Raw genomic sequence first — 13,209 nt, 5'->3', positions numbered from 1 at the left:
TTTAGGGTGTTTTAGCATGTCTCAAGAAGAATTCTCCGAAAACGACTGGCGCCGGCTGATCAGCAGCTTTGGCGAAGACCCGCAGCGTCCTGGCTTGCTGGAAACGCCGGCGCGCGTGGCGAAAGCCTGGAAGCACTGGACTTCCGGCTATGGCCAGGACCCGGTGGACTTGCTGAAAGCCTTTGAAGACGGCGCGGAACAGTACAACGAGCTCATCGTCGTGCGCGGCATCCCCGTCTACAGCCATTGCGAGCACCATCTGGCGCCGTTCTTCGGCAAGGCCACCATCGGTTATGTGCCAAATGGCAAGATCGTCGGCCTGTCGAAACTGACGCGCCTCGTCGATTGCTTCTCCAAGCGCCTGCAGGTGCAGGAACGCATGACGATGCAGATCGCCAACGCGCTGATGGAAGTGCTGGAACCGAAGTCGGTGGGCGTGGTCGTGCGCTGCCGCCACCTGTGCATGGAAAGCCGCGGCATCCGCACGCCGGGCGAGGAAACCATCACCTCGGCCATGCTGGGCGAGATGCAGCCGAACCTGGCGCTGCGCACGGAATTTCTGGCGCTGGCACGCGAAAGCTGATCGTTTTAAGCGACGATGCGTGACGAAGGCGGCATATGCCGCCTTTTTTAATGGGTTTCCCGTTCCGCCAGGTAGCGCGCCGGCGGCTTGCCGACGGCCTTGCGGAACATGGTGACGAAACCGCTGGTGTTTTCGTAGCCCAGTTCCAGCGCGATCTTCTTGACGCTGTGGCCCTGCGCCAGCCGTTGCAGGGCGATGATCACATGCAGCTGCCGGCGCCAGCGGCCCACGCTCATGCCCATTTCCGCCAATGACTGCCTGGTCATGCTGCGCTCGCTCATGCCGATGCGGCTGGCCCACTCGGCCAGCGTGCCCTTGTCGGCCGGCTGCGCCAGCAGCAGGGCGGCCAGGCGGCGCAGGCGCGCGTCGCGCGGCATCGGCAGATGCAGGTCTTCCACGGGCGCCGCCGCCAGTTCATCGAGCAGGGTCGCCACCAGCCGCTCTTGCGCGCCATGCAAGGTGGTCAGGGTGGGAAAGCCGGCCGCCTTGACGATCAGTTCGCGCAGCAGCGGTGAGACGGCCAGGGTGCAGCAGACGGCCGGCAAGGCCGGCGCCATGGCCGGCTCGACGAACAGGCAATAGCACTCGGCTTCGCCCACGCCCTGGGCCGCGTGCATCAGGCCGCCCGGTATCCATACGGCGCACTGGGGCGGCACGATCCACACGCCACTTTCCACCTCGCAATGAATCACGCCGCGTATGGCGTACAGCAGCTGTCCCTTGCGGTGCTGGTGCGGCGCCTGTTCCCATTCCTCGCGCACGCTGGCCAGGCCCAGCGCCAGTACGGGGCGCAGCACGCCATCGACGTCGAAATCGATGATGGAGGCGGCGGCGTCGAGGCCCAGCTGGGTGGAGAGCATGCTCGGCAGCAAGGGATAGGGCATGGCGGGGACTTTGGCTGGATTGAATAATATTGTGGCTATTGTATGCAATGACGCCGGGCGCCGTCATCGGTATCGTATGGCTATCCGCAGCCCCGCTTCAACGGCAACCGCCGCCGCCCGTGTTCTGATGAAGGCCAGGAGGAACGGCAACCCCCTTTGAAGGAGTCCCCCATGCAACTCGATATCACCGATTTCCCCCTCGTCTGGATGCGCCGCGACCCTGCCGCCGGCAGCCCGGACGAGGCCCTGTTCGCCCAGTTCGAAGACTTGCTGGCGCGCCGCCAGGCGTTCGTCATCCTCAGCGAGCAAGGCCTCGACGAGGACGGACATGACCATCCGCAGGAAGCGCGCAAGCGCGCCGTGCTGTGGATGAAGCGGCACAAGGCCGCCCTGCGCGCCTACATCCAGGGCATGGTGCTCGTCGAGCCGAGCGCGGCCAAGCGCCTGGCCGGCAAGGCCTTTGCCGCCACGTTCGGCCAGTTCTGGGGCTACCCTTTACACTTTGGCACCAGCCGCGACGACGCGCTCGACATCGCCCGGCATTTGCTCAGGGTGTGGCTGCCGCCAAGGGAAGACTAACGACATGAAGAGCACCTGACAAAACCGTAGCGAGCGGTAGTGATTTGTGGCTAAGAAGCGCAACCGTACTCTAGTACGGTGAGCCTCGCAGGCCGCAAAGCGCGCCGCGCAGTAGGTTTGGTCAGGTGTTTTAGTAGCGGTAGTCGTTGACGAAATGTTTGGTGAAGTTGTACTTGCTGCCGCCGTCGAGCAGGTCGACCAGGCGCTTCGGCGGCGAGGCCGACATGAAGGCGTCGGCCGCGCCGCCCGTGCTGCGGAACTTCATGCCGGGGCTGAGGATCTGGTTGGCGCCGATTTTCAGGTGCTGGAAGCTTTTCGTCTTTTCATTGTTGAGGATGAAATGCAATTCCTGCTTGAAGGTGAGAAAAGGGATCTTCAGCCACCAGCCTTCGTCCGTGCCGTAGCTGGCGACGCTGGCAAAGTGCGTGTTCTTGTCCGTCAGCGTGGGTTTGCCCAGGCGGTCGTTGATGCGTTTCATGGCTTCGTTCTTGGTCATGCTGTTCTTTCGTGATTCATTCTATGCGGCGTGCATTCTGACACAGGCGCGCCGCCGCGTGCCGTGTATCGCCTCACCGCAGCAAAATCAGCGAGCCGAGCACGATCAGGCCGCCGCCGAGTGCCGCTTTCACGGTGAACGGCTCGCCCAGCACCAGCCAGCCGGCCAGCATCACCAGCGCCACGCTGAGCTTGTCGACGGGCGCCACCAGCGAGACGGGCCCCAGTTGCAGCGCGCGGAAATAGCACAGCCACGACAGCCCCGTGGCCACGCCCGAGGCGATCAGGCAAGTCCAGCCCACCCAGTTGCCGCCGCCGGGGCGCTGCCATTCCGCGCGCAGCGAAATGATGGCGGCCGTCACCAGCAGGATGACGCCCGTGCGTATCAGGGTGGCCATATTGCTGTTCAGGTGGGCCACGCCCAGCTTGCCCAGGATGGCCGTCAGGGCCGCGAAGACGGCCGACAGGATGGCAAAGCCTTGCCAGGTAAGGGGTGTCGACATGGGGCTCCTTGCGCGGTGGGGAACTGCAGTGACTGTAGCGCAAAAGAACGGCGGGTGCTGGCAATAACTTATTGCAACGCAACATCAATTCTCATCAATTGTCGCAACGCATTAACAACACCGGGCAAAATCATTGCCTTCCGGCATTGTAAATATCGGTAGATCAAGCGTATGCTGGATATGTCTGAACGGTGCCGCCAGAGCGCCGTCGCCGCCGCATTCCCGGCCGCAGCGCCGGGTACGGACCATGCCCCTTCGCCGCACATATACAGTTGGAGACAGCACATGAAGAAATTGACGTTCCGGCAGAAGTTATGGATACCCCTGATTTGCAGCTTGTTGTGCATCACTGTCATCTTTGTCTATAACGCCCTGGAAATCCGCAAGATCCGCATCGAGGAACGTAGCGCCGACCTGAGCAATGCTGCCGACCTGGGCCTGGGCGCCGTGAAGATGTTTGGCGACCTGGCCGCCAGCGGCGCCCTGACGCAGGAAGAGGCGCAGAAGCAGGCGACCGCCGTCATCAAGAGCATGCGCTTTGGCGAGACCGGTTATTTGTCCATCATCAACCTCGACGCCGTCGTCGTGATGAATCCCGCCGCGCCGCAAACGAACGGCAAGAACATGTCGGACTTCAAGGACGCCAACGGCACCTATCTGTACCGCGACATTGTCGCCGTCGGCAAGAGCGATGCGGGCAAGGGCTTTGTCCACTATCATTTCCCCCGTCCCGGCCAGAAGAACGCCGAACCGAAGATGAGCCGCGTGGTCGCCTACAAGCCGTGGAGCTGGACCCTCGTGGTGGGCGTGTACATGGACGATATCGACGCCGCCTTCCGCCAGTCGCTGCTCACTTCGCTGGGCGTGCTGGTGCTCGTGTGCGGCTTGCTGTCGGCCGTTGTCGTCGTGATCAACCGCAGCCTGCGCCATGCGCTGGGCGGCGACCCCGAGTATGCGGCCGAGGTGGCGGAAAAAATCGCGAACAACGACCTGAGCGGCAGCGTGCGCACGCACGCCAGCGACAAGCACAGCGTGCTGTATGCGATGAAAACCATGCAGGCCAACCTGGTCGATGCGATCAGCGAAATCCGCCATAGCGCCGAGACGATCGCCACGGCGTCGAGCGAGATTGCCAGCGGCAATATGGACTTGTCGGCGCGCACGGAAATGCAGGCCAGCTCGCTGGAAGAAACGGCCGCCTCGATGGAGGAGCTGACCTCGACCGTATCGCAAAACACGGGCAACGCCGTGCAGGCGAATGAACTGGCGCAGTCGGCGTCCAGCGTGGCGCGCCAGGGCGGCGCCGTGGTGGCGCAAGTGATCGGCACCATGGACACCATCAACGCCTCGTCGCGCAAGATCGTCGATATCATCGGCGTCATCGACGGCATCGCCTTCCAGACGAACATCCTGGCCCTGAACGCGGCCGTGGAAGCGGCGCGCGCCGGGGAACAGGGACGCGGCTTCGCCGTCGTCGCCTCCGAAGTGCGCAACCTGGCCCAACGGTCCGCGGGCGCGGCGAAGGAAATCAAGGAACTGATCGGCGCTTCCGTCGACAGCATCGCGGCCGGCAGCACCCTCGTCGCACAGGCGGGCACGACCATGGATCAGGTGGTCGCTTCCGTCTCGCGCGTGACCGACATCATGGCCGACATCACGGCCGCCTCGCACGAGCAAAGCACGGGCATCGGCCACGTCAACCAGGCGATCACGGAGATGGACAGCGTGACGCAGCAAAACGCGGCCCTGGTGGAAGAGGCGGCAGCGGCGGCGTCGAGCATGCAGGACCAGGCGGCCGTGCTGGCGCAGCTGGTGGCGCGCTTCAAGCTGTCGGCGCATGAGGGTGGCGCCGCGGCGCCGCGCCTGGCGGCCAGTTCGGCTGGCGCGCCGCGCGCCGTGGCCCGCAAGCCGGCGCGCAGCCTGGCCGCGCACTAAGGTCTTACTGGGCTGGCGCCGCCGCTTGCGGTGCCGGCTCGAATTCCAGCTTGTCATCGACGACGACGAATTGCCCGACCGGCTGGCCCAGGTCGGCTCTCGGGTCGTTTTCCATTTCCGTCAGCTCATTGCAGGTATTCGTTTCCGCCTGCCACAGCTGCTTGCCCATGCGGATGTTCCACAGGCCATCGCCGGCCGAGAACAGCTCGACCTTGATGTCGGGCCGGGCCGCCGTCGACAGGGTATGCAGGCGCTGGCAGTGCGGCAGATTGGTCGCCATCAGCTGCACTTCCACCGTATCTTGCCAAAAATAACTTTGCTGGCGGCGCACGGTCAGGGAATGCTCCTGGCCGTCGAACATATAGATGGCGAAGTCCTGGACACAGCCTGACAGCAGGACGGACAGCATGACGATCAGGAGTTTGCGCATGGTCGGCTTTCTTTGGTGGTTCTCGGGAATGGCGGAATGGAGTGCCTGTGGCGAGAGTGGGCGCTTGCTTGCATGGCCCGTGCGTCGCCCGGCGTCTTGTTTTCCGCTGACGTGGCATTATATCCATGCACACCAGTTGCGGCGCGACAATAGTTACGCCCACCCCATGCCAACGAGCTGAAAGACGACGATGATCGACCTGTATTACTGGACCACGCCCAACGGGCACAAGGTGACGATGTTCCTGGAAGAAGCGGGCATTCCCTACAACATCATTCCCGTACACATCGGCAAGGGCGAGCAGTTCAAGCCCGAGTTTCTCGCCATCGCGCCGAACAACCGCATCCCCGCCATCGTCGACCAGGCGCCGGCAGACGGCGGCGCGCCGCTGTCGCTGTTCGAGTCGGGCGCCATCCTGCAATACCTGGCTGAAAAAAGCGGGCAATTCCTGCCGATGGATGTGCGCGGCCGCGCCGAAGTGATGCAATGGCTGTTCTGGCAAATGGGCGGCCTTGGCCCCATGGCCGGACAGAACCACCATTTCGTGCAGTACGCGCCCGAACCCATCGATTACGCCATCACGCGCTATGTCAATGAAACCAACCGTCTATACGGCGTGCTGAACAAGCGTTTGGCGGACCGCGCATTCGTTGCCGGCGACAACTATTCCATCGCCGACATGGCGATCTACCCGTGGATCGTGCCGCACGCGCGCCAGCGCCAGAAGCTGGAGGATTTCCCGCACCTGGCGCGCTGGTTCGCGGCCATCGCCGCCCGTCCCGCCACGGTGCGCGCGTATGCCCGCGCGGCCGAAATCAATGTGCAGCCCACCGTCAGCGGCGACGCGAAAAGCGTGCTGTTCGGGCAGACGGCGAAGACGCTCGGCTAGGCTTAGTTCCCCTCAGTTGCCGCGATACGTGGAAAAGCCGAAAGGACTGAGCAGCAGCGGAATGTGATAGTGCTGCTCGGTCTTTTCTACGTGGAATTGCACGGGAATTTCCGGGAAGAATGTTTCCTGTTTCAGCCGCGCATAGTGTTCGCCCGTCTTGAACACGATGCGGTAGTCGCCTGCCTGCATGGGCGTCTCGGCTGGATACATGGCCGCGATGCGCCCCTGCGCGTTCGTCACGGCGCTGCCCAATGGTTGCCAAGCATCTCCTTTCTTTTGCTCCAGCGTGACCGTCACGCCCGCCGTCGGCTGGCCGCTTTGCAGGTCGAGGATGTGCACGCTCAGGGGATTGGCGGCCAGGGCCATGCCAGACAGGCTGGCGAAGGCCAGGGCGGCAGCGGTTTTTTTCAAATAAGTCATCGTCGTGGCTTTCACAGGGTGGGCGAATCGAGTTCAGGGATGGCGGCCAGGGCGGCCAGGGCGCAGGCGCGGTCTGGCAGGGCGCCACCGCCACCGCCACCGGCCACGCCGATGGCGCCGACGACTTCGCCCTTGGCGCGCAAGGGCAGGCCGCCGCCCAGCAGCAACAGTTCCGGCACGGTGGCCAGGTTGCGCATGTCCGGGTTGGCGTTCGCTGCCACGGCCAGCGTGTAGGTGTCGCTTTTGGTGGACAGGGCCGTGTACGCCTTGCGCCGGCTGGCGTCCGTGTTGTGCGGGCCGACGCCGTCGGCCCGCTGCACGGCCACGACATTGCCGCCACGGTCGAGCACAGTGACGGCGATGTGCCGGCCCTGCGCCTGGCACGCGGCCATGGCCGCATTCGCCAGCTTGTTGGCCGCCGCCAGCGAGATGTCATTGATATTGCGCAACTGGGCCTGTGCCGGGCTGGCCAGCAGGCACAGCAGGGTACTGCAGAACATCAGGGTTTTCATCTGGCCTCCATGTCAAAGAATGGCGCCAGTATGGCCAGTCTTGCCCTACGAGAAGATGATCGCCGCATGACATTTTTATCATCCGCGGCGCCCGGCGCGCGGCGTAAAATGGTTGTATATTTCCCTTAGAAAGCCGCCATGCGCATCCTGGTCATTGAAGACGAACCGAAGACGGGCGACTATTTGCTGCGCGGCCTGGCCGAGTCCGGCTTTACGGTCAGCCTGGCGCGCAATGGCCGCGACGGCCTGCACATGGCGAGTACGGACGCGCCCGATTTGATCGTGCTCGACGTGATGCTGCCCATCATGGATGGCTGGCAAGTGCTGCGCGCGCTGCGCCTGCAGGAGGGCGGCGCCGACGTGCCCGTGATTTTCCTGACGGCGCGCGACGAGGTGCAGGACCGCGTCAAGGGCCTGGAACTGGGCGCCGACGATTATCTGGTGAAACCGTTCGCCTTTGCGGAACTGGTGGCGCGCATCCGCACCCTGCTGCGGCGCGGGCCGCCCCGTGAAGACGACGTGATCCGCATCGGCGACATGGAAATCGACGTGATGAAACGCAAGGTCAGCCGGCAAGGCCAGCGCATCACCCTGACGGCCAAGGAATTCGGCTTGCTGCATCTGCTGGCGCGACGCCAGGGCGAAGTGCTGTCGCGCTCCATCATCGCCTCGCAAGTGTGGGACATCAATTTCGAGAGCGACACCAACGTCATCGACGCGGCCATCCGCCGCCTGCGCAGCAAGCTCGACGACCCCTTCGAGCCCAAGCTGATCCACACCTTGCGGGGCATGGGCTATGTCTGCGAATTGCGCGCGCCCGCCGCGCCCGAGCACGGCGCCGCCGCATGAAGCTGGCGCAACTGCGGCGCTCGCTGACCCTGCGCGTCACGCTCGTGTTCGTATTGATCGTGGCCCTCGTGTCGGCCGGCCTGGGCATGCATCTGTACCGTTCTTTCGTGGCGGAAATCGAGCGCCGCGACGATATTTTATTGCTGGGCAAATTGCGGCAGATCCAGCAACTCTTAGGCAATGCCGGCACCCTCGACATCATCCGCGAGCGGCCCCAGTATTTCCGCGACACCATGAGCGGGCAAGAAAATTCCCTGGTGCGCATCGTGCGCGCCGATGGCACGCGTTTGATCGATGTCAATCCGAACGGCGAGATGGTGGCGCATGCTGTTCCCGTGGCTGTCGACGCGCCCGTGACGGCCAGCGATATCGTCAGCTGGACCAGCCGCGACGGCTATCCGGCCAGGGTGGTGGCGGCCAGCGCGCGCATCGGCGAGCCGGCGCAGATGGCCGATATTTTCGTGGCCCGGGTCTACGGCGACCGCACGGCCATGTTTGCCGCCTACCGCTGGCAGATCGTCGTGTCCGTGGCCGTCAGCGCGCTGGTGGCGGCGCTGCTGGCCAGCGTGATGCTGCTGCGGGGATTGCGGCCGCTGCGCAATATCGCCGCCCATGCGGCCCTCGTGCGGCCCGGCAAGCTCGGGCAGCAGCTGGAGGCGCGCGGCGCGCCGACGGAATTGCTGCCCTTGATCCAGGCCTTGAACGCCATGCTGGCGCGCCTGCAGGAGGGGTATGCGCGGCTGTCGCAGTTTTCCGCCGACCTGGCGCATGAATTTCGCACGCCCGTCACCAATTTGCTGGGGCAAAGCCAGGTGATGCTGGCCCGCCCGCGCAGCGCGCACGAGTATGAACAGCTGGTGTCGTCGAATGTGGAAGAGCTGGAACGGCTGTCGCGCATGATCGACAGCATGCTGTTCCTGGCGCGGGCGCAGCAGGACGAGATGATCCTGATCAAGCAAGCCCTGCCCGTGCAGGACGAATTCTTGCGCCTGGCCGATTTCTTTGAAGGCCTGGCCGAGGAGCGCGAGCTGGCGCTGGCTTGCCACGGCAGCGGCACGGTGACGGCCGAGCCGCAACTGCTGCGCCGCGCACTGGGCAATCTGCTGTCGAACGCCATCCGCCACGCGGCGCCGGGCAGCACGATCCTGCTGCGCTCGCACGCGGCGAACGGGGGTGTGGAACTGAGCGTGAGCAACCTGGGCCCCGCCATCCCCGCCCGCCACTTGCCGCACCTGTTCGAACGCTTTTACCGCGCCGACCCGGCCCGCAGCGACTCGGCCGCCTCCACAGGGCTGGGGCTGGCCATCGTCACGGCCATCATGCAGCTGCATGGCGGCAGCGCGACGGTGGCGTCGGACGCGGCCGCCACGACGTTTACCCTAGTTTTCCCCGTTGAGAACGCCTGATAAAACCGTAGCGAACGCAAGGGAGAGGTGGTTGAGAAGCGCAACGGTGCTTTGCACGGGGCCGCCGAGGCAGTGAGCATCGCAGGCCACCTGTACCGACGCGCAGCAGGTTTGATCCGGTGTTCTACCCCATTTCCACCAAAAATTCATGCATGCCCGTGTGCGGCAGCTGTGCACAGGCGGGAGCAAAATGCGGCATTTGCCCCCACAGCAGCGGGTTGCCGACGATGTACACATAATGCTGCGCGCGCGTCAGGGCCACGTTGAGCAAATTCGGCGTGGCGGCCGCCCACTGCGCGGCGCCCACCGTGCTGTCGTCGGCGCCCAGGACCAGCATCACCACGCTTTGTTCCTTGCCCTGGAAGGTGTGCACGGTGCCCACCATCTGGCTGCTCCACTGGCGCAGTTCGCGCGCCGTCGGCGCCTTGCCGTAGCCGAGGCGGCGGTCCCAGTCCATGTCGACGATGCGCGAGCGCAATTCGTTGCGCACGGCCTTGAATGGCGTGATCACATACATGTCCGGCAGCTTGCCGTCGCGGCGGTACAGCTTTAATAACACTTCCAGCACGAAATCGAGCTGCACGGGCACCACCTGCTTGTAGCTGACGGGGCCGACGGCGTCGATCCAGCGGCTGGGGCCACGCGTCAGGCCGCGCGCGCCGGCCGGCGGCGTGCGGTCAGGTAAACCGTAGACCATCTTGTCCTCATACGCGATGCTGTTGGCCAGCGAGAACATCGGTTCCACGCAGCGGCGGTGCACGCGCAGGGGGCTGCCTATCCACAAGGGCTGGGCGCTGCTGGCCGCCACCGTCGCGCCATGGCGGTTGGCCTTGTCGGCCAGGATCTGCACGGAAACGGCAGTCGGCGCGTAGCTGCCGTCCTGCGTATGCGGCGACAGGGCGGACAGGGTCTGCACGAGGCGGCCCGGCACCGTGAACACGGGTTCGATCTGCAGCGGGTCGCCCACGATGACGGCGCGCCTGGCGCGCCACAGGCTGCCCAGCGCCGCCTGCGGCACGGCCTGGCCCGCCTCATCAATGAACAGCCAGCCCAGCGATTCGGGGCCCATGCCCTGGAACTGGCGCGCGAACGAGGCAAACGTGGTCGACACGACAGGCACCACTATGAACAGGCTGTGCCAGACCATGGCGATGTGCGACTGGTCGTAGGCACGCTTGTTTTTCAGCAATTTCGACACGGCCAGCAAGTTGCCGCCAAAGCCGGGGCCGCCCTTCTTTGCCACTTCGGCCAGCCATGCTTCGTGCAGGGCCAGGGCCTTGGCAAACAGGCGCGAGCGCAGGCGCGCCAGCGCCGGTTCATGCCACAGGCCGCCGATTTGCAGGGCGTCGCCGTCCAGCTCGTCCAGGGCGGCCGGCGCGAGGATGGTGGGGAAGCGCATGCGCGCGCGGCGCAGCAGTTCCGTGCTGTCATCCCATTCGCGCTGGCGCGACTGCGCCGTGCGCAGCGCGATGTGCAGGCCGTGGCGGGCCCGTTCGCAGCGCGGCTCCAGTTCGCCCTTCAGCAGCAGCTTGATGGCGGAGACGTCGCGCGCGGCCTGGCGCTGTGCCTCGGCATTGGCGATGACGGCATCCTTGTAGGCGCGCGCCGGTGCCGTGCGGAACAGGCGGGCAAAGAAACCGGGCTGCGTCAGCGCCACCAGGCGTTCTTCTTCCAGCAATTCTTTCTTGCTGGCGAGCAAGGTGTCCTGCTGCGCCAGCGCGCCGGCCAGGGCGCCGTTGGCCGCATCCATTTCTTGCTCGGCTGCAATTAGCGCCTGCTGGCTGGCCTGGATAAAATCGGTTTCCGTGCAGGTGCCCACGGCTTGCCACAGGGCCGCATATTGCGCGTGCTCGGCCAGGGCCTTTTCCACCACGTGTTCCGTCTCGCGGAACTCGCGCGCGGCCTGGGCGAAGCTGACGCCCTGGTAGCTGGCCAGCCACTGGCGGATGTTCTGCGCATTCGGCGTCTTGCGCGCCGTCGTTTTATCCCAGTCGTCGTCATAGAAATTGCTGACGAAGCGGCGGCGGTTGGCGCTGTTGCCCAGCGCGCAGGACATCAGGCCCCATGGCGCGTCCTGCTCGGCCAAGGCGCGGTTGGCGCCATTGCCGTCGGCCACCACGCGGCGCGCCACGCTTTCAAAGTAACGCGTGCGCGCCCATTCCTTGCCCAGCTGTTTCGGTTTCGGCAGGTCGCCGGAAATGTTTTCCACCGCTGCATTGTTCGACGAGGCGACGACCATTTCAAAGCCCGTCAGTTCCGGGCGCAAGCGGGCAATCGTGATGGGGTCGCGCACGCCCTCGAAGGCCACGGCCACCTTGCCGATGAAGGCGTCGCCGGCGCGGTCCAGGCAGGACAGCACGGCGGCGCGGCGCACGATGTTGTCGGCAAACAATTCGCGCAGCAAGGTCGTCTTGCCCGTGCCGGGCGGACCGTTGACGGAAAAGATGCCGCGCTCATGCAAACTGGTGCGCGCGCCGTGGATGGCGAATTGCTGCATCAGGCTCATGGCGTAGCTGGCGTCCTCCAGCCAGTGGCCCCGGTTCATGTTCGCCGGATTGAGCATGGCGGCCAGCGCCTGGCGTCCGGCCGGGCTGTACAGGTCGATGCGCTCGTCCTGGGCCAGCGGCGTCAGATAGGCGGCGACGGTGGCGGGCAACTTGCCTCCACGCAAGGCGCGGATGATCTGTTCCAGGTCATCGAGGTAAAAACTGTTGAGGATATCGATCGACGGTTCCACCGCGTCGCCGAAGTCCAGGCTGCGGTTCTGGCTGGCCTCGGCCAGGTCTGCGTCCGCCACGGCCGCGCGCTTCTTGCGCGTGCGCAATTCCAGCACGGCCAGCGGCTGGCCTGCCGACGGGCGGAAACCGGCCCAGTCCATGAGCAGGTCGGCCAGGGCCGCGATTTCCATGCCGGACAGGGGCGACGAGACATTGCCTGTCTCGTCCGTCACGGGCTGCGGGGCGCGGCTTGCCGCAAAGTTGCGCAGGCTGTCCTGCAGCGCCAGCTGGCTGTCGCTGAAGGCGTCCAGGCTCAGGCCCGACCAGTCCGGCGTGCGGGCGCGGCCCAGGGCCCATGGCAAGGTCGACACGGAGACGGGGTCGAATTGCGGCTCGCCCAGCGCATTGAGGGACAGGCGGGCAAAGCACGAGCGTCCCAGCAGCTCTGTTTTTTCTGTTTCGGCAATGTTTTCCGGGCCGCTGGCCGGCGGGCAAGCCTTGTTGATTTCCGCCTTGTCGAAGACGCCGAGGAACAGGCTAAAGCCGTCGATCTCGCGGTCGGACGGCACTTGCCATTGCGTGGCGAACTGCGGCGGCAATTGCGCCAGCTGTTCGCGCTGCAGGAGGCGCACGGTGGACGGGTCTTCAACGTCCGTGATTTGATTCAGGTCAAACGGGATAAAGAATTCGATCTTGTGCCAATACTCCAGGATAGCCAGGAGGCGCTGCTGTTCTGCCTGATTCATGATGACCAATTATTTTGTAAAGCGAGCGAGGATTGTAAAGCGTATGCACGCTGCACGTTTTGCACTTTTGTCTATTGCGCGGGGTTTGCGGCAAAAAAAGTGGCGATGGCGGACGAAAAAAAGCCAGGCAGCAACTTCCTGCCTGGCTTTCGTGTGGCGAGGATGTTGCTATGGGTTAAAACTCTTCCCATTCGCTCTCGGCGGCCGCGTTGCTGCGGCGCGCCGGCGCGGCGGCCACGGCCTTGCGCGCGGGGGCGGGCC

14 protein-coding genes are annotated in these 13,209 nt (G+C 64.8%); 7 read left to right on the top strand and 7 right to left on the bottom strand.

The genetic code is table 11. The features are described from left to right. Positions 1 to 16: 16 nt before the first annotated feature. Entirely contained in the window at positions 17 to 583 is a 567-nt protein-coding gene (gene folE, locus CBW50_RS16435; RefSeq protein WP_034754386.1) for a GTP cyclohydrolase I FolE, read from the top strand. Between the two features lie 47 nt (positions 584 to 630). Here the strand turns inward: folE and CBW50_RS16430 are convergent, their stop codons facing one another. Then, positions 631 to 1,467 carry a helix-turn-helix transcriptional regulator gene (locus CBW50_RS16430; protein ID WP_226936362.1) on the bottom strand — a complete coding sequence of 279 codons (837 nt, stop codon included), beginning with the start codon at positions 1,465 to 1,467 and terminating at the stop codon, positions 631 to 633. 171 nt (positions 1,468 to 1,638) lie between these two features. Here CBW50_RS16430 and CBW50_RS16425 point away from each other — a divergent pair, with 171 nt between their 5' ends. Next, positions 1,639 to 2,046 (top strand): hypothetical protein, encoded by a 408-nt coding sequence (locus tag CBW50_RS16425; RefSeq protein WP_086146560.1) that lies wholly within the window; start codon positions 1,639 to 1,641, stop codon positions 2,044 to 2,046. Between the two features lie 130 nt (positions 2,047 to 2,176). Here CBW50_RS16425 and CBW50_RS16420 read toward each other — a convergent pair whose 3' ends face one another. Both CBW50_RS16420 and CBW50_RS16415 read right to left on the bottom strand, forming a co-directional pair. Beyond that, entirely contained in the window at positions 2,177 to 2,542 is a 366-nt protein-coding gene (locus CBW50_RS16420; RefSeq protein ID WP_086146559.1) for a hypothetical protein, read from the bottom strand. A 73-nt stretch (positions 2,543 to 2,615) separates the two neighbouring features. Further along, entirely contained in the window at positions 2,616 to 3,044 is a 429-nt protein-coding gene (locus CBW50_RS16415) for an EamA family transporter (RefSeq protein ID WP_086146558.1), read from the bottom strand. A 285-nt stretch (positions 3,045 to 3,329) separates the two neighbouring features. Between CBW50_RS16415 and CBW50_RS16410 the strand changes: the two genes are divergently transcribed. After that, positions 3,330 to 4,979 carry a methyl-accepting chemotaxis protein gene (locus CBW50_RS16410; protein ID WP_086146557.1) on the top strand — a complete coding sequence of 550 codons (1,650 nt, stop codon included), beginning with the start codon at positions 3,330 to 3,332 and terminating at the stop codon, positions 4,977 to 4,979. A 4-nt stretch (positions 4,980 to 4,983) separates the two neighbouring features. Here the strand turns inward: CBW50_RS16410 and CBW50_RS16405 are convergent, their stop codons facing one another. After that, positions 4,984 to 5,409: a hypothetical protein gene (locus CBW50_RS16405; protein WP_086146556.1), complete on the bottom strand. Its 426-nt coding sequence runs from the start codon at positions 5,407 to 5,409 to the stop codon at positions 4,984 to 4,986. A 190-nt stretch (positions 5,410 to 5,599) separates the two neighbouring features. Here CBW50_RS16405 and CBW50_RS16400 point away from each other — a divergent pair, with 190 nt between their 5' ends. Then, positions 5,600 to 6,298 carry a glutathione binding-like protein gene (locus CBW50_RS16400; RefSeq protein WP_086146555.1) on the top strand — a complete coding sequence of 233 codons (699 nt, stop codon included), beginning with the start codon at positions 5,600 to 5,602 and terminating at the stop codon, positions 6,296 to 6,298. A 12-nt stretch (positions 6,299 to 6,310) separates the two neighbouring features. On the opposite strand, the gene uraH is transcribed toward CBW50_RS16400, so the two are convergent. Together uraH and CBW50_RS16390 are read right to left on the bottom strand one after the other, a co-directional pair. Beyond that, the gene (gene uraH / locus CBW50_RS16395; protein WP_086146554.1) at positions 6,311 to 6,718 is read right to left on the bottom strand and encodes a hydroxyisourate hydrolase; all 408 of its coding nucleotides are present in this window, start codon (positions 6,716 to 6,718) and stop codon (positions 6,311 to 6,313) included. An 11-nt stretch (positions 6,719 to 6,729) separates the two neighbouring features. Continuing rightward, on the bottom strand, positions 6,730 to 7,230 hold the full coding sequence (locus tag CBW50_RS16390) for a heme-binding protein (RefSeq protein WP_086146553.1): 501 nt from the start codon (positions 7,228 to 7,230) through the stop codon (positions 6,730 to 6,732). Between the two features lie 138 nt (positions 7,231 to 7,368). On the opposite strand from CBW50_RS16390, the gene CBW50_RS16385 reads away from it, so the two are divergent. Beyond that, positions 7,369 to 8,079 (top strand): heavy metal response regulator transcription factor, encoded by a 711-nt coding sequence (locus tag CBW50_RS16385; protein WP_086146552.1) that lies wholly within the window; start codon positions 7,369 to 7,371, stop codon positions 8,077 to 8,079. After that, positions 8,076 to 9,485 carry a heavy metal sensor histidine kinase gene (locus CBW50_RS16380; protein ID WP_086146551.1) on the top strand — a complete coding sequence of 470 codons (1,410 nt, stop codon included), beginning with the start codon at positions 8,076 to 8,078 and terminating at the stop codon, positions 9,483 to 9,485. Before CBW50_RS16385 ends, CBW50_RS16380 begins: the two co-directional genes overlap by 4 nt. Positions 9,486 to 9,609: 124 nt before the next feature. Here the strand turns inward: CBW50_RS16380 and CBW50_RS16375 are convergent, their stop codons facing one another. Next, positions 9,610 to 12,948 carry an AAA domain-containing protein gene (locus CBW50_RS16375; protein ID WP_226936364.1) on the bottom strand — a complete coding sequence of 1,113 codons (3,339 nt, stop codon included), beginning with the start codon at positions 12,946 to 12,948 and terminating at the stop codon, positions 9,610 to 9,612. On the opposite strand from CBW50_RS16375, the gene CBW50_RS29770 reads away from it, so the two are divergent. Next, positions 12,947 to 13,209 (top strand): hypothetical protein (locus CBW50_RS29770; RefSeq protein WP_216356366.1); only part of this gene is annotated, 263 nt, incomplete at its 3' end. The two genes, CBW50_RS16375 and CBW50_RS29770, sit on opposite strands and share 2 nt — an antisense overlap.

The organism is Janthinobacterium sp. GW458P, from assembly GCF_002127585.1.
Lineage (GTDB): Bacteria > Pseudomonadota > Gammaproteobacteria > Burkholderiales > Burkholderiaceae_D > Janthinobacterium.
This window is presented reverse-complemented; position numbering and strand designations above follow the sequence as displayed.